General features: G+C 74.0%; 14 protein-coding genes. 9 read left to right on the forward strand and 5 right to left on the reverse strand.

Features of this window, described 5'->3' with window-relative positions; all coding sequences use genetic code 11:
* Window positions 1-3 precede the first annotated feature (3 nt).
* The 5 genes from ACFV04_RS11255 to ACFV04_RS11275 all read left to right on the forward strand — a co-directional run bounded on the left by ACFV04_RS11255 (window position 4) and on the right by ACFV04_RS11275 (window position 6,542).
* Window positions 4-1,047, forward strand: coding sequence for an SGNH/GDSL hydrolase family protein (locus ACFV04_RS11255; RefSeq protein ID WP_380528461.1), 1,044 nt, complete (start codon window positions 4-6; stop codon window positions 1,045-1,047).
* 235 nt (window positions 1,048-1,282) lie between these two features.
* Complete coding sequence (locus ACFV04_RS11260; protein ID WP_380528463.1) at window positions 1,283-3,586, forward strand: iron-containing redox enzyme family protein; 2,304 nt, start codon at window positions 1,283-1,285, stop codon at window positions 3,584-3,586.
* Complete coding sequence (locus tag ACFV04_RS11265; RefSeq protein ID WP_380528465.1) at window positions 3,579-5,417, forward strand: carbamoyltransferase; 1,839 nt, start codon at window positions 3,579-3,581, stop codon at window positions 5,415-5,417. The genes ACFV04_RS11260 and ACFV04_RS11265 overlap by 8 nt, the downstream gene beginning before the upstream one ends.
* A 56-nt stretch (window positions 5,418-5,473) precedes the next feature.
* Window positions 5,474-5,632: a hypothetical protein gene (locus ACFV04_RS11270; RefSeq protein ID WP_360256524.1), complete on the forward strand. Its 159-nt coding sequence runs from the start codon at window positions 5,474-5,476 to the stop codon at window positions 5,630-5,632.
* Between the two features lie 19 nt (window positions 5,633-5,651).
* Window positions 5,652-6,542 carry a class I SAM-dependent methyltransferase gene (locus tag ACFV04_RS11275; protein ID WP_380347446.1) on the forward strand — a complete coding sequence of 297 codons (891 nt, stop codon included), beginning with the start codon at window positions 5,652-5,654 and terminating at the stop codon, window positions 6,540-6,542.
* Between the two features lie 147 nt (window positions 6,543-6,689).
* On the opposite strand, the gene ACFV04_RS11280 is transcribed toward ACFV04_RS11275, so the two are convergent.
* From ACFV04_RS11280 to ACFV04_RS11295, 4 genes are all read right to left on the reverse strand, one after another.
* Window positions 6,690-7,550, reverse strand: a complete 861-nt coding sequence (locus tag ACFV04_RS11280) for an NAD(P)-dependent oxidoreductase (RefSeq protein ID WP_380528467.1) — start codon at window positions 7,548-7,550, stop codon at window positions 6,690-6,692.
* A 91-nt stretch (window positions 7,551-7,641) separates the two neighbouring features.
* Entirely contained in the window at window positions 7,642-8,472 is an 831-nt protein-coding gene (locus ACFV04_RS11285) for a hypothetical protein (RefSeq protein ID WP_380347448.1), read from the reverse strand.
* Between the two features lie 235 nt (window positions 8,473-8,707).
* Entirely contained in the window at window positions 8,708-9,979 is a 1,272-nt protein-coding gene (locus ACFV04_RS11290; RefSeq protein WP_380528469.1) for a phosphotransferase family protein, read from the reverse strand.
* A 58-nt stretch (window positions 9,980-10,037) separates the two neighbouring features.
* Complete coding sequence (locus tag ACFV04_RS11295; RefSeq protein ID WP_380528471.1) at window positions 10,038-10,928, reverse strand: dTMP kinase; 891 nt, start codon at window positions 10,926-10,928, stop codon at window positions 10,038-10,040.
* 1,119 nt (window positions 10,929-12,047) lie between these two features.
* Between ACFV04_RS11295 and ACFV04_RS11300 the strand changes: the two genes are divergently transcribed.
* Genes ACFV04_RS11300 through ACFV04_RS11315 form a run of 4 tightly spaced genes read left to right on the forward strand, consistent with a single transcriptional unit; the run spans window position 12,048 to window position 19,237 of the window.
* Window positions 12,048-13,559 carry a nucleotidyltransferase family protein gene (locus ACFV04_RS11300; RefSeq protein ID WP_380528472.1) on the forward strand — a complete coding sequence of 504 codons (1,512 nt, stop codon included), beginning with the start codon at window positions 12,048-12,050 and terminating at the stop codon, window positions 13,557-13,559.
* Window positions 13,560-13,563: 4 nt separating this feature from the next.
* Window positions 13,564-15,441, forward strand: a complete 1,878-nt coding sequence (locus tag ACFV04_RS11305; RefSeq protein WP_380528474.1) for an ABC transporter ATP-binding protein — start codon at window positions 13,564-13,566, stop codon at window positions 15,439-15,441.
* The gene (locus ACFV04_RS11310; RefSeq protein ID WP_380528476.1) at window positions 15,438-17,225 is read left to right on the forward strand and encodes an ABC transporter ATP-binding protein; all 1,788 of its coding nucleotides are present in this window, start codon (window positions 15,438-15,440) and stop codon (window positions 17,223-17,225) included. Before ACFV04_RS11305 ends, ACFV04_RS11310 begins: the two co-directional genes overlap by 4 nt.
* Window positions 17,226-17,260: 35 nt before the next feature.
* The gene (locus ACFV04_RS11315) at window positions 17,261-19,237 is read left to right on the forward strand and encodes a N,N-dimethylformamidase beta subunit family domain-containing protein (RefSeq protein WP_380528478.1); all 1,977 of its coding nucleotides are present in this window, start codon (window positions 17,261-17,263) and stop codon (window positions 19,235-19,237) included.
* 177 nt (window positions 19,238-19,414) lie between these two features.
* Here the strand turns inward: ACFV04_RS11315 and ACFV04_RS11320 are convergent, their stop codons facing one another.
* Complete coding sequence (locus ACFV04_RS11320) at window positions 19,415-21,550, reverse strand: SpoIIE family protein phosphatase (protein ID WP_380347456.1); 2,136 nt, start codon at window positions 21,548-21,550, stop codon at window positions 19,415-19,417.
* Between the last annotated feature and the right edge of the window lie 415 nt (window positions 21,551-21,965).

Below are 21,965 nucleotides of genomic sequence, written 5' to 3' on the forward strand. Positions count from 1 at the left end.
CGCGTGTCCGCGCAACTCGAACGCTACCGACTGACCCCGCAGATGCGGGACTACGACGAGTTCAACGACGCCGGCCAACGGCGCTACCTGCCCCACCTCATGTACTTCGGCCGGACCGACTTCTCCTCGCCGACGGTCAACACCGACCGGGCCGGCTTCCGGATCAGCACGGGACCGGACGGGACGAGGGCGTCCGCCGCGGGGCACGTCCCGGCGGGGCCGGTGCGGATCCTCACCGGCGGTTCGACCGCGCTCGGGGTCGGCGCCACCAGCGACGCCGACACGCTGGCCTCCCTGCTGTGGAGCCGCTACGCCCCGGCCCGACCGTGGCTCAACTTCGCCGGCCACTGCTTCAACCCGACCCAGGAGGCCCTGCTCTTCACGCTCCACCGGCACCTGCTGGGGGACGTCAGCGAGGTCGTCGTCTTCTCGGGGGTCAACGCGATGATGCTCGCCCGCCTGCCCGAGTGGCAGCAGGGGGAGCACGGCGCCTTCTTCTTCTGCGGCGAGTACTTCGAGAAGATGGAGGAGCTGCGCGAGCAGAACCGCGGGCCGGTGAAGCGGTTCGGCCGCCGGGCGAAGCCCGCCGCCGGCGCCGCGATCGCGACCTTCGACGACGTGCGCCGTGACGTCGACACGGTGATCGCCTCCGCCGCGGAGACGACACTTCGCCAGCTCGACGTGTGGCAGCGCATGGCCGGGCCCGGGACCCGCATCTCCTACGTGCTGCAGCCGATGTCGCGGTGGATGCGCCGGACCTCCACGCCGGAGGAGGAGGTCCTCTTCGAAGAACGGGACCGGATCTACCAGCGGGGCGTGTGGGAGGAGCTCTACGGGGACGTCGCGACGACGGAGGTCTCGCAGGCCTTCGCCGCGGTCCTCCGGGCCGGCTGCGAGAGGCGGGGAGTCCGGTTCTTCGACCTGAACCCGGTCGTCGCCGCGGCGACCTCCCGGGACGACTGGCTCTTCGTCGACCGCGTGCACTACAACGACGCGGGCCACGACGTCGTCGCCAGGATCACGGCCGAAGCACTCGAACTCGATTAGGCCCTGTCCTGGGCCCTGTCCGGCCGGACAGGATCCAGGCCGCAGTTTCCACGAACGCGCGATGCGCGCCCACCCGGACGGGGACGGCATGTCTTTCCTCCGCAAGATCATCGACAAGCTCCTCCGGCGCGGGAAGCGCGCCCGTCGGAAGGAGGACGCATCGATCTACCCGATGTTCTGACCGTGTGTGCCCCCCTCTCGACAGGTGTGCCGAGTCCACGACCAGGGAGCGCCCATGCACGACGGCACGACAGGCAGCGGCGCCGCCTCCGTCTTCCGGAGGCTCTACGTCCGCGCGGCCGATCCGGAAGTGGCCGTCCCGGGCGGCGAGTTGATCGGGGTGCTCCGCGCGGAGCTGCTCCGGGCGTCCACCGGTGACGGCCCGCCGCTCGACGGCCTGCTCCGGGCGTCCACCGGTGACGGCCCGCCGCTCGACGGCCTGCTCCGGACGGCGGCCGCGTGGTCGTCCGCCGCGGCGGAGCGGTTCCGGGCGGTGGGCGGCGGCACGGACGGTGACACCCGTCGGCTCCTCGTACGCCGGGCGGTGCTCGGCTGGGCCCCGCTCGGCCTCGCCGCGGGGGCCTGGCTCCAGTGGCTGACCGCCCCCGGGACCGCGGACGCGCCGCTGTCCCTGCGGATCCTCGCGCTCCACGCCTCCGACGTCGGCGTCGGCCATCCCGGTGCCGCCAGGAGCAGCGCCTACCTCTCCCTGCTACGGCAGTTGCGGGTCTCGGAGAACGCCGTGCCGTACGCGCGCGTCGCCGGTGACCGGCGGATCGCGGACGCGGCGTTCCGTCTGCCGGCCCTGCTGCTCCTGATGAGCCGGCGGCCGGACGAGTTCCGCGAGGAACTCGTCGGGGCGGACCTGTGCCTGCGTGCCGTGGGTTTCCCGCCGCCGCTCGCGCTCGCCAGGGCGGAGCTGCAGGCCGACTGGGCGGCGATCGACTACGCGGGCGCCGGCGGCCACCCGGGCTCCGGCGACGGCGACCCGTCGGGCGCCGGGGAGGGCGCTCCTTCGGCGGTCGAGCGGTGCCGTGCCGTCGCGGACGCGCTGGTGCAGGCCGGCCCGGACCCGGCGGGCCGGGTGCGGGCCGGATTCGGCTGGGCGCTGGCCACGGTGGCCGGCCAGGTCGAGGCGCTGTACGAGGAGTTGCGCGCGTCGCTCGATCCCGGATTCGCGATGGCCGAGCTGATGCGGCTTCGCGCCCGGGAGGGTTCGGTCTACCACCATCAGGTCCTCCTCGAAGGCCGGTCGCTGTCCGAGTGGTTGAAGGACTGCCGGGACGATCCGGGGCCGTTCCTCGACGTCCTGGCGCGCAGCCGACTGGTGAAGCCCGGGCGTTCCGGTGCCAGTCCCCTGGTGACGGACCTGGTCGGCGAGCACGGCCCGATGTTCCGGGTCTTCTCGCCGGACGACCTGCTCGTCATCGGCCGGTGGGTCGACGCGCTGGCCGGGCCCGCCCCCGGGAACACCGCCGTGCCCGCCCCCGGCGCCGGCATGCCGGCGCGTCCCGTACGGCGCCCGGCGGACCAGCCCGCTCTACCCGACCTGCCCGACCTGCCGCGCCTGCTGGAGGCCGGGGCCCCCTCCGGCGGCGGCCCGCGCGACCTGCGCGAGGCGTACCACGCGCTCATGGTGCGCACCGGCGGTCCTGACCTCGACGACTGGTGCCTGCGGTACGTCCGGGGGTGGCTGGCCCGGGCCCGCCACCGGATGGACGCCCGGTCGGTGCCGCTCCCCGGGCGGTGGACGGCCGACGGTCTGCGGCCCTGGCTGCTGGCGCAGCACGACCGGCACGGAGCGCAGTTCGAGGAGGGCGCGGACGCCCCGCTGCCGTCGCGCGAGGCGGTGGTGGAGGACGCGGTGCAGACGGCTCCGCTCACCCTGATCGACGGGAGCTGGCTGCAGGGGTTCACCGACCACGCGTTGGCGTCGTCGGACGTCGGCCACTCGCTCTTCGCGACGTACTGGGACGAACTCGGCAACGGCGAGGCCGCGTTGAACCACCCCCTGATCTACCGCCAGGTCCTGAAGGAGATGGACGTCGAGCTGCCGCCCACGGCGTCGCCGGAGTTCGCGCGCTGGCCGGGCTTCCGGGACGCGTCGTTCGAACTGCCCGTCTACTGGCTGTGCATCGGGCGCTTTCCGTGCACCTTCCTGCCCGAGGTGCTCGGCCTCAACCTGGCCATGGAGCTGTCCGGGGTGGGTGGCAGCTACCGCCGGGCGGGCATGGCCTTGCGGGCGTACGGCTTCAGCACCCGTTTCGTGGACGTCCACAACACCATCGACAACGTCGCCACCGGGCATTCCGCCTGGGCGGCCGACGCCGTCGACGCCTTCATGGCGGGCCTGCCGGACCGTCCGGGGCCGGGCAGCCGGGCGGAGGCCTGGGAGCGGGTGCGGGCCGGTTACCGCTCGCTCGACCCGCCCGGCGGATTCCTGGCCCGCCGGGCCGCCCGGCGCGGCCGGCTCGCGGGGAGCCGGTGGCGGAGTGCCGGCGCGGTGGCGCCGCAGACGGAGGAGCACACCGGTGTCTGAGCTGATTCTCGGGATCTCGGGCTTCTACCACGACAGCGCGGCGGCGCTCGTGCGCGACGGGGTCCCCGTCGCGGCGGCGCAGGAGGAGCGGTTCAGCCGGAAGCGGCACGATCCCGCGTTCCCGACCGAGGCGGTCCGCTACTGCCTCGACGAGTTGGGGGCGTCCTTCGGGGACGTCTCCGCGGTCGCCTACTACGAGGACCCGCGGCTGAAGTTCCGCAGGGTGCTGGCCACGCTGGTCGGCGCCGCGCCCACCGGTCTCGCCTCCTTCCGCGAGACGCTGCCGGGCTGGCTGGGGCCGGACGGCAAGCTCCGGACGCTCGCGGCGGTCCGGCGCGGACTGGAGTCGCTGGGCAGGGGGAGGGTGCCGGACATCGTGGCCCGGCGTCACCACGAGTCCCACGCGGCCTCGGCGTTCTTCCCGAGCCCGTACCGGTCGGCCGCGGTGCTGTGCGTGGACGGCGTGGGCGAGTGGGCCACCACCACGCTGTGGCACGGCCGCGACACCGCGCTCACGCCGCTGGCCGAGATCCGGTTCCCGCACTCGCTGGGGCTGCTGTACTCCGCCCTGACGTACTTCTGCGGTTTCAAGGTCGACTCCGGCGAGTACAAGCTGATGGGCCTGGCCCCGTACGGCGAGCCCCGGTACGCGGACCTGATGCGGGAGCGGCTGATCGACGTCAAGCCGGACGGGTCGTTCCGCCTCGACATGCGGTACTTCGCGTACCTGCGGGGGCAGGTGATGACCGGCCGGGCGTTCGAGAAGCTCTTCGGCGGCCCGCGGCGCACGCCCGAGGGGCCGCTCACCCAGCGCGAGTTCGACCTGGCGGCGTCCGTCCAGAGCGTCACCGAGGACGTGATGCTCCGGCTGGCGCGCACCGCGCGGGAGCGCACCGGTGAGTCCACGCTCTGCCTGGCCGGCGGTGTCGCGCTGAACTGTGTCGCCAACGGGAAGGTCGTCAGGAGCGGGATCTTCGACGAGGTGTGGATCCAGCCCGCCGCCGGCGACGCGGGCGGGGCGCTGGGCGCGGCGCTGGCGGTGGCGACGGAGCGGGGAGCGGTGCGCGGTCACGTCGGCAGCGGACGGGACGCGATGTCCGGCTCGTTGCTGGGCCCGGCCTTCGACGACACGCGGATCGGCGAGTACCTGCGGAGCCACGGCATTGCGCACCGCCGGCTGGACCCGGCCGTCCTGGCCGAGGAGGTCGCGGCGGCCCTGGCCGGGGGCAAGGTCGTCGGCTGGTTCCAGGGCCGGATGGAGTTCGGCCCCCGGGCCCTGGGCGCCCGTTCCATCCTGGGCGATCCGCGCGACCCCGCGATGCAGTCCGCGATGAACCTCAAGATCAAGTTCCGTGAGTCGTTCCGCCCGTTCGCGCCGTCCGTGCTGGCCACGGACGTCGAGGACTACTTCGACCTGCGGCAGGAGAGCCCGTACATGCTGGTGGTGGCGCCGGTGGCGGCGGCCCGGCGGCTCCCGGTGACCGAGACCGGCGCGAGCGGCATCGACCTGCTGCGGGTACGGCGCTCCACGATCCCCGCCGTCACGCACGTCGACTGCTCCGCGCGCGTCCAGACGGTCACCCCGGAGGGCAACCCCGCCTACCACCGGCTGCTGAGCGCCTTCAAGGCGCGCACCGGCTGCCCGGTGCTGGTCAACACGTCGTTCAACGTCCGCGGCGAGCCGATCGTGAACTCGCCGCACGACGCCTACACCTGCTTCATGCGTACGGACATCGACCTGCTCGCGATGGGAAGCTTCCTGCTGCACAAGGACGAGCAGCCCCCGTGGTCCGAGGAGGGCGACTGGCGTGCGGACATCCCCCTGGACTGACCCGTCCCGCCTGCCGCCCGTCCCGCCGACCGCATCCGCCGCGGAGGTCACGAGAGATGCTCACCGTCGTCTACTTCCTGATCGCCACCCCCCTCGGGCTGGCGAGCCGGCTCCTCCACGACCCGCTCTCGCGGCGCCGCAAGCGGCGGGCCGCGACCTACTGGACCGCACCCACCGCCGAGCCCCGTGACCGCCCCCGCTCGCCGGGGCGCTGACCGCCAGGAGGACCCCACCATGACGTCACCCGTTCCCGACCCCGTGCGGGAGGGGAAGGCCTTCGCGTACTTCAGCGGCGACGCCGCCCTCTACGACCGGTCGCGGCCCGCCTACCCGGACGCGATGATCTCCCGCCTCGTCGCCGCCATGCCGGGGCGCGACGTGGTGAACGCCGGCTGCGGCACCGGCATCGAGGCGCGACAGTTCCGGGCCGCCGGGTGCGCCGTGCTCGGCGTCGACCCCGACGCGCGGATGGCGGAGTACGCCCGCAGCACCGGCGTCGAGGTCGAGGTCTCGACGTTCGAGGACTGGGCGCCGGCGCGCCGGAGGTTCGACGCGGTCGTCGCCGGGACGGCCTGGCACTGGGTGGATCCGGTGGCCGGAGCGGCCAGGGCCGCGCAGGTGCTGAGGCCGGGCGGTGTGCTCGCGCCGTTCCACCACTCGTCCCACGTCCCGCCCGAGCTGGCCGAAGCCACCGGGGGGACGACGCTGCCGGCCTGGACCACCCGCTCCGCCGCGGCGTACCGGCGGTTCGCGCCCGCCTCCGCGTACGGCCCGGACGGTCGCCGACGGACCGCCATGGAGCTCTACCAGCCGATGTTCGAGGCGTTCGCGGACGGGATCCGGCGGACGGGCGCGTTCGGCGAACCCGAGCAGTGGCGGTTCGACTGGGAGCGGATCTACTCGCGGGACGAGTGGCTCGCCGTGGTCCCGACCCAGACCGCCCTCGCCGAGCTCTCGCCGGACGCGCTGGCGCGCGTGCTGGACGCCGTCGGGGGCGCCATCGACGCGATGGGCGGCCGCTTCGCCATGACCTACACCACCGTCGCGGTGACCGCGGTCCGTACGGAAGCCGGCCACGAGGGGCCGGACGGTCCGCCGCCGGGCCGGGACGGGCGGAGCGCCTGAGGACCCGTCCGCCGGGCGTTGCTGCGGCGCCGCGCGGCAGCACGGCAGCGTTGCAGCGGTGCCCGGCGAACGGCCAGGAGGGGACGGCCAGGAGGGGGACGGGCAGGTGGGCAGGGGGCCGGGCGGCCCCTCAGCCGCCCGCTGGGCTCACGGCGCCGGCCGGTCGCGCAGGTAGCCTGCCAGCACGGAGTAGTCCAGCTCGCCCAGTCCCGCGGCGACGGCTTCCTCGGCCAGCAGCCGGGCCTGGTGTGCCAGCCGCAGCTGCGCGCCGCAGGCGGCGGCCGTGGCCTCCGCGACCCCCATGTCCTTGGCGAAGAGCTTCAGCCGCGAGTCCGCGGGGAACTCGCCGCTCTCGATCATGGCCCGCTTGCGGGTGACCAGCGGGCCGACCCGGGTGCGCTCCAGTTCGTCGAGCAGCAGGTCCTGGTCGAGGTCCAGCCTGTCCGCCAGGGCCAGCCCCTCGGCCAGCAGCGCCACCATGGGCGCGACGCAGGTGTTCAGGACGCACTTGAGCGCCGACGCCGCGCCCAGCGGGCCGCAGCGCACGACCGTCCCCAGCGCCTCCAGGACCGGCCCGGCGGCGGCGTGCGCCGCGTCGTCGCCACCGGTCAGGATCCGCAGGTCGCCGGCGCTCGCCTGCGGGACGCTGCCGGTCACCGGCGCGTCGAGCAGCCGCACGTCCGAGGGCAGGTCCGCGGCCAGGGCGAGCGTCTCGTGCGGCGCGATCGTCGACATCTGCGCGATCACCTGCGGCCGGCCCGCCGCGACGCCCTCGGGCCCGCCGACCACCGCGCGCACGGCGTCGAAGTCGCTCACCAGCACGAGTGCCGCCCGGGCCCCCGCGGCGGCGGCCGCGGGGGACGGCGCGACGGTCACCCCGGTGCCGGCGAGGGCGGCGGCCCTGGCGGGCGTGCGGTCCCACACGCTGACCGAGAACCCCGACGCCGCCAGCCGGGTCGCGACCGGGAGCCCCATCAGGCCGAGTCCGCAGACGGCGACGGCGGTCATGCGTCCTCCCTCCGGCGGCCGGGGGCGGACTCGTACCGGTGCGGGCGCCGGCCCGGGGTCAGGGGGCCCCGCCGCGGGCACCGGACCGGATTCACGACCACAGCTCGGCGGCTTCCGTCAGGTCCGCACCGGAGGAGGCGCGCGCCGAGGCGAGCAGGGCTTCCAGGTCGGCGTCCGTTGCGGACACGTGCAGGTCGGTGAGCAGCCCGCTCGGCGGGACGTACTTCTGGAGCCACGCCGGGCACGACACCCGCACCGGGTCACCGCACGCCCGACGCCACGTCGCGGACAGGTCGATGGCGAACCCCGTCCCGGACCGGGTGACCGTGATCTCGGCCGGGCCGCGCCGCGAGCGGTACTTCGCCGCCGGAGTGTGGCCGGCGCCGGTGGCCGTCCCGGCGGTGCGGGCGCCGGCCGGACCGGAGTAGGTGTTGACCACCATCGCCGGGCCGTCGAGCACGTAGGTCAGGTGCCAGGCGCCGAACGGGACCACGGCGAGGTCCCCGGCCCGGCACTCCTGGAAGTACACGTACGACTCGTCGCCGGACTCGTCGAGCATGCTGCACAGCATGAGCACGCGGCCGCTGAGCACCTGGAAGATCTCCAGCTGGTCGGCGGGGTTCCAGTGCCCGGTCGAGCGGAAGGGCTCACCGCCGGGCAGTGTGCCGTCCTGGTAGATGACGAGGTCGGCGGACCACAGGGTGGCGCCGGCCACCGGGCCGTCCTGCCCCTCGGGGGCGGGGACCACCCGGGAGGGGAGCACGTCGCGTGCCGCGGAGTAGAGCTCCCGGTCGGCCCCGGCGGCGACCGCCGCGGCCACGGCGGCCGGGTCCGCGAAGCGGACGTCCGGGCCGCCCCCCTCGCCCTTGCCGAAGAAGTCTGCGAGGCGCCGTTCCTCCAGGCGCTTGACGGTCCGGTCCACGGGAAGTCTCCTGTCGTCGTGCTCGAACGTGCGGCGAGCAGCATCGGTCGGTGTGTTGTGCACGAACCTCGCCGGTGTCGGGCGGCCAGGACGTCGAAGCGGTGGTGGTGCCGGTACGGCGGTGGTGCCGGAGTGGCAGCGGTGCCGTGGTGTCGGCATGGCAGGGGTGCCGTGGTGCCGGTGGTGGCGGTCCGGCCGCGGCATCCACCCGGCCCGTGGCACGGAGGAGGGGCGGTCAGCCCGGGAGCGGGCAGGCCGTGGCCGGCCCGTGGACGGTGGCCAGGCAGGCCAGGTGCGCGGCGGGATCGGCCTCGGGTTCGGCGGGCCCGGACAGCAGGTCGTCGAGCAGCAGGAGCCCACTGAGGTGGAGCCCCAGGGCGAGTTCGCGGCGGGCGGCCGGGCCGGTCGCCCCGGGGAAGGTGCGGACCGTCCGGTCCGAGAGCCGGCAGGCCGCCTCGGCCAGGACGTGGAAGGCGTGGGCGTACAGCAGCCTCCGGAGCCACAGCGGGTCGCCGTGGCCGAGCCGTCGGAAGAACCCGACGGTCGCCAGGGTGGCGGGCACCTCCGCGGCAGCGGCGCTGTGGGCCGGCACCGGGCGGCGCAGCCGCACGTCGTAGCCGCCGGTGGCGTCCCGGCCGATCTCGAACCCGCCGGTCATCGCGGCGTCGAACAGCGTCAGACTGAACAGCGCCTTCGCGGCGTCGTACACCGGGTCCCAGTGCTCGTCGATGCCGCGCGGGTCCACCACGGTGAACTGCCGGTCGGGGTCGAGGCCGTGCCGGCTCCCGGGCGCATCGGCGGCGCGCAGCATGAGATTGCCCAGGTTGAGGTCCCCGTGCACCGGGAAGTACAGCCGGGGCGGCTGGAGCGCGGCGAGCACGTCCTCCCGGGCGGCGGTCCGGCGGAGCAGCTCGTGGGCGGACGGCACCGGCCGTCCGTTCACCCGCAGGTCCGTCCCGTCGGGCAGCGGGCCCAAGTGCTCGGTCAGCAGGGGGAGTCGGCGGGCCAGCCGGCCGGCGTGGGTGCCGAGGCCGTGGCCGGGAGGGGCGGGCACGGAGCTCGCCGAGTAGCCGTGCGTCCCGAGGATCCCGAACACCGACCGCAGCGCCGCCAGGAACCGCTGCCGGCCGGGGTCCCCGTCGCGCAGCAGCGTGACGGGGGAGGCACCGTCGATCCAGGGCATCGCGTAGGCGCCCCAGTCGGGCCCCTGCCAGTGCCCGACGAGCGGGACGTAGTACGGCGAGAGGGCCGGGAGCTCCCGGTGGATCCGGGCGATCTGCGCGGGCTTGCGGAGGAAGGAGCCCAGGTCGTGGCCGTCCACCGCCCCGGCCCCGGCACGCAGGACCTTGACGACGACCGCGTCCCCGTCCCCGTCCTCGCACCGGTACACCCGCGCGGGCGTGCCGCCGCCGGTGAGTTCACGGGCCCGCCGCAGTCCCAGTGCGTCGCGCACGCCCTCGGGGACCTGCTCCAGTACGTCCCGGGACCGCGCATCCGGTTCGGTCATCGGTGTGTTCGCCCCCCGCGACAGGTACACATGGACAGTGGTTGCGCCTCCCCGGGACCTACACGCCGGCCGGAGGAGGCCCGCCCGCGCGTCGCGCCGCCCGCACATCGGCGACCACGATGTCGTTGACGGCATCGAGGACTTCCGCAGGAGTGGCGCCGTCGACGTCGAGGACGTGCCAGCCCCAGTCGGCGGCCATCTGCTCGTACTCCGCCAGGAGCGCGCTCTGCAGTTCGAGGAACGACGACCGGCCCGTGCGACCCGCGAATCCCATGTCCTCGACCGGCCCGACGCCGCCGCGCTGCGCGGTGACGCGCTTGTAGCACTCCTCCGGTGTGACCCTCAGGAAGACGCCGATGTCGGGTTGCATGAAGTGGCTGGAGTAGGCGTCGGAGATGAAGTCGGACACCCGGGCGATGAGGTCCTTGGAGATGTCGTCGCTGGGAATCTCGTTGGCGACCCGCAGGACCTTGATGATGTTCTTGTAGCCGTAGCTGTCCGTGACGACTATCCGGCCGCGGGCCACGCTGGCGTTGAAGAACTCCGCCTGGATCAACATGTCGGCGACGAATTCGAGCAGTGCGGACGCCAGCACGCCGGAGCGGCGGACGTCGACCGGATAGGCGGAGCCGGCCTGCTCGAGTTTGGCGAGCGTGAAGTCCTCGTACAGCCGTGGACCGTGCTGCACACGGAGCGAGGATTCGTCGGTCGCCCCGCCGTAGCGCGTTCGCCAGGTCTCGACCAGGAGTTGGCGCAGGGTGAGGTGCGGAAAGTCGACGCGGTCGAGTTCGGCGGCGATGTCCCGCCACCGTACGAACTCGGACTCGTACCCGTGCTCCGTCAGCCGATCCGTCAAGCCGTGTGCGACGGTGGTCTTACCGGATCCGTCCAGTCCCAGGATCCCCACGTACATGCCGCGGCCCGTGCCAGGTGTTTCCGTCATTGCCATGGAAATGAACTCATTCCGGTCAAGCACCCCGTCTGCTCGCTCATGTTCTTTCCTGTGCGCACTGCTGGGTCCCGCCGCGGCCCGGGAAATTCAAGGCGCTCGCTCGTCCCGGCGGGGATGCGGATCCGGACAAGCTAGCGGCCTGTCGGACGTACGGCAAGGCCGGAGCGGCCCCGACGGTGTGTCGGGGTTCGCACGGACTCTCGATCGCGGTGTCCCGAAACCGGATGTGCGATAACGGACATGACGATCCGTCATTCGACCGCCGTGCACGAAGGGCCGTCGATCCGCGCGGATCGCGAGCCGTGGCCCCGATTCGTGCGGAAGGTGAACTCGCCGACGGAATGCCGGAGTTGTGCAGACCGCGTCAGGTCGGCGGCCGGTCCGCCGCTCCGCATCGGGTCGATGAATCCGCTGCGGGCCACGTGAGTCGGCCATGGCGCGACCTGTCCCCACCGGCGCGGACGCCCCGGGGCGGGATCGCAGGCGCGGAGTTCCTGCCCGAATGCGGATTCGACCGGCGGAATTGCCGAAACCGACTGATCAGGAGCACGGACGGGAAATGCCCGGGCCCGGTCGGCGGTCGGGCCCGCGCGTTCCATCGCGTGCCCGGAACGCGCCGTGCGAACCCGGACCGATGGTGGCCGTGGAATTGGTGGCCACGGTCTGACGGATAGGAAACTTTCCTAACTTCACGACCCGGACCATAGTCGACCCAAGAGTGGCTGTCAAGAACGTTTCTGACGTCACCTCACCCGTCTGCGCCGCGCTGACCAGGGCGAACGCAGCGGTCGGCGGCATTCGGCGAGTGGGCCCCCGAACCCCGCCCGCAGGCCGTCGAGTCCGACATGTCCCTCTATCGTGGGTATTGATCGACCGTGAATTCCCGGATTTCCGGAACGCGAAAGGCTTGACGTCGCGGCGATGCAATCCCCAGAGTGTTGCGAACGCGAATGTCCGGGCGGCGTCGATGCCCCCGAGTGTGAATTCGCCACCCCCCTCGCCCGGAGCCGCCGTACCGGTTCCAGAAGAGCCCGAGGAGAAACAATGCGACTGACGGACCCTGCAGTTCCGGCTCTTCGTGAGGTCCTCCTGTGGGCGGCCGGAAGGCCCGGCGAAGTGCCCGACCTCGAACGGCTCGACCCGGACGCCCTCTACGAGGCCCTGGCCGCGCACCGGCTCGAAGTGCGCTTCCTGGCACGGCTGCCGGCCGATCAGGAGGCGGGCCCGGTGACCGCCGCCCTCCGTGAGCGGCTCGCGGTCCGGCGGCGGGAGATCGAGGAGTTGTCGGCCCGTCAGATCGACATGGTCGTCGAACTGACCGGGCAGCTACGGGCCGACAGCCCCGAGGACCGCCTGATGGTGCTCAAGGGCGTGACCCTCTACGGGCTCGGCGGCGACCCCGTCTCCCTGCGGCGCTCCTCGGACGTCGACGTCATCGCCCGCGACCCGGCCCGGCTGCTGGAGCTGGCCCTGAAGAGCGGCTACCGGCGGTTCGACTCAGGGAGCCACCTCGCGGCGTTCGCCACCGTGGAGTCCACCTGGCGCGGCGAGGTCGACATCCACTCCTACTACCCGGTGACCCGGCCCGGCGCCGAGGCCGCGCCCCGGCCGGCCGACCACCCGGGACACTGGGAGCACACCGCGGGCTACCTGGTCCGGCAGATCGGACCGGACGAGCTCACCGGATGGATCGCTGCCGCGCACCGGGGCCCGGTCCCCGCCGCGGTGAACCTGCTGCGGGCCGAGGTCGCCGCCCTGATCCACTCCTCGCACCTGCACGTCGAGGCGCTGCTGTGCGTCTACCCGATCCCCGCCGCCACCATCCGCCTCGCCGAACTGGCCACGGTGGTCGACCTCTGCGCGCTGCCCGAGTTCGACCCGGCCCTGATGGCCGAGCTGGCCGAGCGCTACCAGGCCGGTGAAGTCCTCTCCTACGTCCGCACGCTGGCCGTCGCGCTGCTGCACCGGGACCCGTTCGCCGGACATCCGCAGCTCCAGCGGCTCGCCCCGGTCCGGGAGGCGTTCCCGGTCGACCTCTGGTGGGACGGCCTGGCCGGCTTCGCGGTCGACCTCCCGTGGGATCCCGAGCAGTTGGTCCTGCGGGACCTGGCCATGAGCGAGGTGCTCGACTCCATCGGCGCCGCCGAACTGGTGCTGACCGACCGGCCCGCCCCGTTCTCCACCCGCCGGGGCGAGGACGGCGCGCTGAGCCGGGCCGTCCTGCGCCGCGCCGGCACCGACTTCGAGGTGCGCGGCAGCTTCCGCCACGCCGACGGAGCCCTGCTGATCGAACTCGCCGTGCCCGGCGGCACCGAACAGGAGATGACCGGCGTCTCGCTCAACTTCGGCGACCACCGCTACGAGTACTTCTACCGGGCGGCGGGAGACCTCCTCGACGAGGCGGACTACTCCAACGCGGGCCCGGGCTCGGTCCCCGCCGTGGCCACCGCCGAACGCGTGGACGGGCAGGACCTGTTCCGGTTCCGGGTGCCGCTGGCGGGCACCGGCGTCGGCCAGGACGGCGACGGCCGGATCACCCTCCTCGCCGGAGTTCGCCGGCAGGAGCGCGAATGGGGCCCGGTGCGCGCGGGAGCGATCCTGCCGCTGCTGATCACCGTCGGCGGCTGAGGCCGTGACGAACTCCCGCCGGGCCGAGCGCGCCGCCGACCGCCTGCTCGCCACCCGGCAGCTGCTGGCGCTGCTGCGCCGGGCCGGCACCCCCCTGGTGGCCGGCACGGCGGCGCTCCACGCCCTGGTCGGCCTGCTGCCCGTCGTCTTCGCGCTGTGCGTCGGCTTCGCCCTGCAGGCCGTGCGCGACGGCCGGTTCGGCGACGGCGGGGGACTGCCCGGCGCCGGCGGGGGACCGAGCGGCTGGCTGGCCGTGGCGCTCGTCGCGTTCGTGGGCCAGCAGGCGCTCGCGCCGTTCCAGGTCTCGCTGTCGCAGGCGGTGGCCCAGCGGGTGGACGGCGCCTGCGTCGCCCGGCTGCTGCGTTCCTCGTTCGTCGACGCCCGCGCCGAAGTGGTCGAGAGCGAACGGGCCACCGACCAGCTCAGCGAGGCGAACCTGGCCTTCGACTCGCTCGGCCTGACCCCGGGCGCCGCCGCCGAGGGCGCGCTCGCGCTGATCGCCCGCTACGCAAGACTGGCCGGGTCGGTCGCCCTGGTCGCCTACGCCTGCACCTGGTGGGCCGCGCTCGGCGCCCTCGCCGTCGCCCTGATCACCCGCCGCGGGCAGACCGGGGCCTTCCACACCTACGGCCGGCTCTTCCGCCGGCTCGCGCCGCAACGCCGGAGGATGGCGTACCTCAGGGAACTCGCCACCAGTGCCGGCGCGGCCAAGGAGGTGCGCACCCTCGGCCTCACCGAATGGCTGGACAACCGCTACCAGCAGGAGGTGCGCGGCTACCTCGACCCGCTGTGGCGCGGCCGCCGGGCCGTCTACGGCCCGCCCTTCCTGCGCTACTCGGCCCTCGGACTGCTGGTGGGCGGTGCGGTCCTGACGGCCGTCGCCGCCGCCGGTGCCGATGCCGGCGGCACCGGAACCGCCCGGTTCGCCATCGCCCTGCAGGCCGCGGTGATGTGCCTGCGCTTCGGCAGCTACTTCCCCGAGTCCGACACCAAGCTGCAGTACGGCCGGCAGGCCCTCGCGGCGATCGTCGAGTTCGAACGCCTCAGCGCGGCGACCCCGGCCGAGGCCGCGCGGCCCGCCGTCGCCTGCCCGCCGTCCGGCGACCTCGACGTGCGCTCGCTGTGCTTCCGGTACGACGGCGGTGCCGCGCCCGTCCTGGACGGAGTCGACCTGGTGCTGCGCGAGGGCTCCTCCACCGCGGTGGTCGGCCTCAACGGCGCCGGCAAGACCACCCTGGTCAAACTGCTCACCGGCCTGTACCGGCCGACCTCCGGCACGCTGCGCTACAACGGCGTCGACCTCGGCACGCTGGACGCCGCGCACTGGCAGCGCCGACTGGCCGTCACCTTCCAGGACTTCGTCCGCTACGACCTCACCCTGCGCGAGAACGTGGCGCTCGGCTCGATCGAGCACCTCGACGACCTCGACGGCATCCGGGAGTCACTGGAACGGGTCGGACTGGGGGAACTGCTCGCCGCGCTTCCCGACGGCCCGGACACCCCGCTCTCGCGCCGCGCCCCGGGCGGCACCGACCTGTCCGGTGGCCAGTGGCAGCGGCTGGCCCTGGCCCGTTCGCTGTTCGCGGTCCGGCACGGCGCCTCCTTCCTGATCCTGGACGAGCCCACCGCGCAACTGGACGCACGCGGCGAGGCCGAGTTCTTCGAGAGCTTCCTCGACCTGACCAAGGGCGTGACCAGCCTGGTGATCTCCCACCGCTTCTCGACCGTGCGCCGCTGCGAACAGATCGTGGTCCTGGACGCCGGCCGCATCAGCGAGCGCGGCTCGCACCGTGAACTCCTCGCCCGGGGCGGCACCTACGCCGACCTGTTCACCGTGCAGGCGAAGCGGTTCACCGCCCGGACCGGGCCGGTGGAACGATGAGACTGCTGCTCGGGCTCCTGCGCTTCCTCGCCGTGTCCTCCTGGCGGACCGACCGGCGCCGACTCCTCGTCGGCGGGTCCCTGCTGCTGGCCGGCTACCTGGCCGCCCCCGTGGTCCCGCTGATGCTCAAGGGGCTCACCGACGCCGCGCTCGACGGGCACGGCGGCGCGGCCGTCGGCTGGGCCCTCGGCGCCGCGGCGGTCCTGATCTGCGAACTGATGCTCGGCCACTTCGCCCACCTGTCCTACTTCGAGCTGGGCGAACTGGTCGAACTCGGCCTCAACCGGCGGCTGCTGGTCCGCGTCAACGGAACCGAAGGGCCGGCCGCCCTCGACCGCCCCGAACTCGCCGACGACCTGGACCTGCTGCGCCAGGACGTCATCCGGATGCGGGACACCGTCCACGCCTCGCTCAGCCTGGTCTGCCTGGCAGCCCAACTCCTGCTCACCGCCGTCCTGCTGGCCGACCTCCAGCCCGTCCTGCTGCTGCTCCCGCTGGCCGCCGTGATCCCGGTGCTCACCGGCAAGCGCGCCGAACGCGCGGTGGAGACCGGGCGCCAGGAGAGCGCGCCGGCGACCGGTGCGATCCGGCACCTGCGCGGCCTCGCGGCCTCCGCCGCCGCGCAGAAGGAGATCCGGATCGCCGGCGCCCAGGGCTTCCTCCTCGCCAAGCACCGGGTCCTGCACCGGCAGGTCTCCGCCGTCCAGGCCGCGGCCCACCGCCGGCAGGCCCTGCTCCGCTCGGCGGGCCAGCTCTGCTTCGCGCTCGCCTACGCCGGATCCCTGCTGCTCGTCTTCCGGCAGGCCCAGCAGGGCCGGGCCGGCATCGGCGACGTGGTTCTGGTGGTCACCCTGGCCGGACAGGTCAGCGGCCAGGTCTCCACCGGCCTGGACCTGCTGAGCAAGGTCTACGCGGCCGCGCTGGGCATCGCCCGGTTCGAGCGGGTCACCGGAGCCCTGGCCGGGCCGTCGCAGGACCGCGCGGCGACGGCGGCGGCGCCGTCCGCCCTGACCGGCGGCATCACACTGCGCCAGGTCTCCTTCTGCTACCCCGGAAGCCGCGAACCGGTGCTTCGGGACGTGGACCTGACCCTCCCCGCGGGCCGCTCGATCGCGCTGGTCGGCGAGAACGGAGCCGGCAAGTCCACCCTGATCAAGCTCCTGAACGGCCTCCACCAGCCGACCGGTGGTGCCGTCCTGCTGGACGGCACCCCACTGGCCGAGGTCGGCGCGCGGTCCTGGCACGGCCGCACCGCCAACCTCTTCCAGGACTTCGCCCGGTTCAACCTCACCGCGCAGCAGAGCGTCGGCGTCGGTCGGCTGGACCGCATCGACTCCGCCGAGGCGGTGCACCGCGCCGTCGAACTCGCCGGTGCCGCCGACACGGTGGCCGCCCTGCCCGAGGGCCTCGACTCCCTGCTCGGGAAGGAGTACGGCCCGGGAACCGAGCTGTCCGGCGGCCAGTGGCAGCGGATCGGCCTGGCACGCACCCTGATGCGCCCCGACGCCCTGCTGATGTGCCTGGACGAACCCGCCAGCGCGCTGGACCCGCAGGCCGAGGCACTGCTCTGCGACGCCTACCAGCGCGCCTCCGCCCACATGGCCGCCACCGTCGGCGGCGTCACGGTGTTCGTCACCCACCGGCTCTCCACCGTCCGGATGGCCGACACCATCGTGCTCCTGGAGGACGGGCGGGTCCGCGAGACGGGCAGCCACCAGGAACTGCTGGCCCTGGGCGGGCGTTACGCGGAGCTCTTCGCCCTGCAGTCCAAGGCCTACGCGTAGTGGCCGACCCGAACCGGACCGACCAGGGAGCGTGGATGAGCGCAGTCACGGAGACCGTCGCCGAGGGCTGGGGCGGCAGGTACGGCGCCTACGCCCGCGCCACCTCCTGCGTCCAGGGGGGTGACCTGGAGTTCCGCTTCCTGGACGGGCCCGCCGGAGCGCCGCCCGAGCGCCACGTCCGGATCACGAACGCGATCACCGGCCTCACCCGCGACCACCGGCTGTCCGCGGCCCGCGACCGCTGGACCCTCACCGTGCCGCGCACCTGGCCCAGCGGGCTGTACCGGGCCGAGTTCGGACCCGACGGCGGCGAGGTGTGGTTCGCGGTGCGGGCGGCCCGGCCCGCCGGGAACCACGGGATCCTCGTCTCGCTGCCGTTCGCCACCTGGCAGGCCTACAACCGGGTCGGCGCCCCCGGCCACGGACTGTACGGGACCGAACAGCACGACCGGGCGCACCGGGTGAGCTTCGACCGGCCCGGCGGCGGCCCCGCCCCCGAGCGCTGGGAGGAGGGGCTGATGCACTGGCTGCACCGGACCGGGCAGACCGTCGACTACTGCTCCAACCTCGACCTGCAGCTCGTCCCGGGACTCCTCGACGACTACCGGCTGCTCGTCTGCAACGGCCACGACGAGTACTGGACCTGGGAGATGCGGGACGCCGTCGAGGGCTTCGTCGGCGCGGGCGGCAACCTGGCGATCTTCTCCGGGAACACCTGCTGGTGGCAGATGCGCCTGGAGGACGAGGGGCGCACCATGGTCTGCTACCGCGACGCCGCCCTGGACCCGGTCACCGCGGTGGACCCGAGGAGGGCCACCACCGAGTGGTCCAGCGCCCTCGTCGGACGCCCCGAGAACACCCTCACCGGCCTGACCTTCCGTCACGGCGCGGGCTGCTGGACCGACTTCGACCTCATGCTCGACGACAGCTACCGCGTCGCGTTCGCCGACCACTGGGCGCTCACCGGCACCGGTCTGCGCGACGGCGACTCCTTCGCCCGCGGCGCACTCGGCTACGAGACCGACGCGGCCGACCTGACCTGGCTCGACGGCGTGCCCAGGGTGACCGGACGGGACGGCACCCCGACCGGCTTCACCGTCCTGGCCACCGCCGACCTGGGCCACTGGCGCGACCTCGGCCAAGGCGGCGCCGCCACCATGGGGGTGTTCACCCTCGGGCACGGCACCGTCTTCAACGCCGGGACCATCAACTGGGGCCGGGCGCTCGACGACCCGGTCGTGGACCGGATCACCCGCAACGTCCTCGAACGGTTCACGGCGCCGCCGGACCCGGCCCGCTGGGAGACCCTCGGCCCCGCCCCCGCCCTGAGCTGCCTGACCGGCACCGGCGGCCGCCTCTACGGCCTCGACGACGAGGGCGTCCTGCACACGCGGGAACCCTGCGGCCAGAACATCCCCTGGACCGCACTCACCCGGGGCGGCGAAGCGTTCCCGGCGCTCGCCGTCACCGCACCCCGCGAGGCGATAGGCGGGCAGACCCAGGGCCTGTACGCCCTGGGCGCCGACGGCTCGATCCGCTACCGCGACGCGGTGCCCGGGCCGGCCGACTGGCTGCCGGCCGGCCGGGCACCCGCCGGCAGCCGCACTCTCGCGGCCTGCCACGAAGGGCTCTTCGTCACCCACCCGGGCGGCCTCGGCTACCTCCCCTTCCAGGACCTGCCCGCCTCCGCCGACGCGGCCAAGGGCTGGCGGACGATCGGCCCCGCCCCCGGGCTCGCCTCGCTCTCCGCCACCGTCGGACGCCTCTTCGCCCTCACCGACGACGGCCGGATCCTCAGCCGGCTGCCCGCCGCCGGTCCCAGCCCCTGGCACGACCACGGCCCCGCCGACGGCTGCACGACGCTCGCCGCCCACGCGGGCACCCTGCTCGGCGTCGACCCCAGCGCCCGCTCCGGCCTGCGCCGCCGCCTGATCACCCCGCCGATCACCCCGCCGATCACCCCGACACCGATCACCCCGCCGGGCCCGCGGCCCCGGCAGGCGCCGCGGTGAGCCGCGGTTCACCGCGGCGGCCCGGTGCCGTTCGGCCACCTGCGGGGGAGGAGGCGCCGACCACGAGGATCCCGTACGAGCTGACGATCCGGCCGATCGCGCGGTGCGGCTGGGGTCGAGCCGTAGGCGGCGACGTGGACCGGCGAGTGGCGGCGCACGTGAGCTGCCGTCGGGCGGTCAAGCCGCCAGAGGGAACTCGCACCAGACGTTCTTGCCGCTGCCGAGCGGCTCCACGCCCCAGCTTCCGGCGAGCGCGTCGACCAGCAGCAGACCGCGGCCGGAGGTGGCGGTCTCGCCGGGGGCCCGGCGGCGCGGCAGGACGCTGGAGCGGTCCCGGATCTCCAGGCGGATGCAGGGGGCGGTCCCGGCCCGCAGTTCTATGGTGAGCAGTGCGCCCCCGTCGGTGTGGACGAGGGCGTTGGTGATCAGTTCGTCCGCGGTGAGTTCGACGTCGGCCAGGAGGTCGGTCGCACCCCACGCGGCGAGGGCCTGGCGGAGCATGGCGCGGGTCTCCGCCAGCCCTTCCGGATCGGCCTGGTGGACGTGCTGGGTCATCTGCCGGGTGGCGTGGGCGCCGGGCACGTCTGCCCGGTGCAGCAGCAGGAGTGCCATGTCGTCGCTGCTGCCGAGGCGGCTCGGATGGCCGCCGCAGAGGTGGTCGGCGAGGGCCTCGGTGTCCCGCGGTCCGTCGCGCAGGGCGGCGGCGAGGGCTTCGATGCCGTCCGTGATGTCCCGACCGGGGTGTTCGACCATTCCGTCGGTGCACAGGAGCAGGGTGTCCGCGGGGTTGAGGTCGAGGCGGGTCTCGGGGTAGCCGTCCTGGCCGAACACCGTGGCCACGCCGAGCGGCAGGCCGCCGCGGACGCACGCCAAGCCGGTCAGGCCGGTGCTGTGCCGCACGAGCGGTTCGAGGTGGCCGGCCCGCACCAGGCGCAGTGTTCCGGTCTCCAGGTCGGCGTCGACGTAGATGCAGGTCGCGGACCGTTCGGTGTCCAGGTCGGCGAGGAACCTGGACGCGCGGGCCATGACCGTGGCGGGGGTGTGCCCTTCGGTGGCGTAGGCCCGCAGGGCGATCCTCAACTGGCCCATGATGGCCGCCGCGTGGCTGTCGTGCCCCTCCACGTCGCCGACCACGAGACCCACCCGCCGACCCGGCAGGGGGATGACGTCGTACCAGTCCCCGCCGACCTCGCGCCCGCTGCGGCCGGCCCGGTAGCGAACGGCCACCTCGCCGCCGTTGATCTCGGGGATGCGGCGGGGAAGCATGGTGGTCTGGAGCGTGGTCGCGAATTCGCGTTCCTGGTCGAAGAGCATGGCGCGTTGCAGGGACTGCGCGACCGCGCTGCTGAGCGCGATGCAGATGTTGCGGTCCTCGGTGCTGAAGTGGTGCCTGGCCCGGTAGAACAGGCCGAGCGCGCCGATGGAGCGGGCCTGGGCGGCCAGGGGCAGGAACGCCGCCGCCTCGATCCGCATCTCCTCGGCGTAGGGCAGCAGGCGGGGGTAGCGGGTGGTGAGTTCCTCCCTGGTGCCGAGGAAGCGGGCGCGCCGGGTGAGCACGGCTTCGGACAGCGGCAGGCCGTCCCCCAGGTGGGTCAGCGACAGGTCGTCGCGGGCCCTGAGTTCCGCCGACGGTTGCTCGGTCGCGGCGACGAGGCGCATGACGTCCCCGTCCACCAGCCCGAGGGCCAGCCCGTCCGCCCCGAAGCGTCGCAGCCCTTCGCTGTCGGTCAGCACGTTGGTCACGTCGTGGACGGTGACGGCGCGGGCGAGGGCTTCGGTGGTGGCGCGCACGGAGTCGGTCTGGCGGCGCCGGTCGGCGGCGAGCGTGCGCATCCCCTCGGCGTGGGCCAGTTCCTCCTCGGCGTTGCGGACGATGCCGACGATGCGGTACGGGCGTGCCTGCGGGTCGCGCAGGATGCGCCCCTGCGTGTGGGCCCAGCGCAGGGTTCCGTCGCGGCAGACCAGACGGAAGTAGGACGCGAAGGTCAGGTGTCCCTCCCGCAGGGCGAGCGACACGGCCTCGTCGAGCCGCTCGCTGTCCGCCGGCAGCACCCTCGCGGAGAGTGACGCGGGCTCTCCGTCGAACTCGTCGGCCCGCAGGTCGAACACTTCCAGGCCCACGTCGTCGAGGTGGTAGGTGCCCTTGTCGAGGTCCCAGTCGAAGCTGCCCATGCCGTTGAGCGCCAGCCGGTCGTTGGCCGCGGTCGGCTCGGCGTCGTCCCGGGGGGCCGACGACGGCGAGGGGGCGCGGGAGGACACGGGGCGGGTGATCTCGGGGTCGTGGCCGCCCGGAGACCGGGACGTGTTCGCCATGGCAGGGCTCCCGTCCGATCGATGGCCCGCTGCCGGATCATCCGGGACCGGCTCGCCCCCGCCGCGGTCACGGAGAGTGGCGTACGCGCGACTACGGGGCGCGGTGGGTGCTCCGTCGGTCCGTTCCTGGAACGTCTGGTCAGTCTATCCAGGGGGCGACGGCTCGGCATCGACGCGTGAGCCGCGGGGCAGGTCTTCGCGCCCCACCGCGACGTGGGTCCTGCCCGCCGTCGGGACGGGGGACGAGCGGGACGGGGCACGAGCGGGACGGGGCACGAGCGGGGCGGGGCGAGCGGGACGGGGCGCGAGCGGGGCGGGGACGAGTACGGGGCCCGTGGAGGACCGGCCGCCGGTTCCTCCGTGGCGGGCCGGGCCTTCCCGGCTCCCGGCCCGCCCGGGACCGGCACGTCGAGGT

Source organism: Kitasatospora sp. NPDC059599 (assembly GCF_042735125.1).
Classification (GTDB): Bacteria; Actinomycetota; Actinomycetes; order Streptomycetales; family Streptomycetaceae; genus Kitasatospora.

Excerpts from the sequence above, each read along its gene's own strand:
- ACFV04_RS11320 (WP_380347456.1), bottom strand. The coding sequence starts at position 21,550 with ATGGCGAACACGTCCCGGTCTCCGGGCGGCCACGACCCCGAGATCACC.
- ACFV04_RS11295 (WP_380528471.1), bottom strand. The coding sequence starts at position 10,928 with ATGGCAATGACGGAAACACCTGGCACGGGCCGCGGCATGTACGTGGGG.
- ACFV04_RS11315 (WP_380528478.1), top strand. The coding sequence starts at position 17,261 with ATGAGCGCAGTCACGGAGACCGTCGCCGAGGGCTGGGGCGGCAGGTAC.
- ACFV04_RS11260 (WP_380528463.1), top strand. The coding sequence starts at position 1,283 with ATGCACGACGGCACGACAGGCAGCGGCGCCGCCTCCGTCTTCCGGAGG.
- ACFV04_RS11310 (WP_380528476.1), top strand. The coding sequence starts at position 15,438 with ATGAGACTGCTGCTCGGGCTCCTGCGCTTCCTCGCCGTGTCCTCCTGG.
- ACFV04_RS11270 (WP_360256524.1), top strand. The coding sequence starts at position 5,474 with ATGCTCACCGTCGTCTACTTCCTGATCGCCACCCCCCTCGGGCTGGCG.
- ACFV04_RS11290 (WP_380528469.1), bottom strand. The coding sequence starts at position 9,979 with ATGACCGAACCGGATGCGCGGTCCCGGGACGTACTGGAGCAGGTCCCC.
- ACFV04_RS11280 (WP_380528467.1), bottom strand. The coding sequence starts at position 7,550 with ATGACCGCCGTCGCCGTCTGCGGACTCGGCCTGATGGGGCTCCCGGTC.
- ACFV04_RS11275 (WP_380347446.1), top strand. The coding sequence starts at position 5,652 with ATGACGTCACCCGTTCCCGACCCCGTGCGGGAGGGGAAGGCCTTCGCG.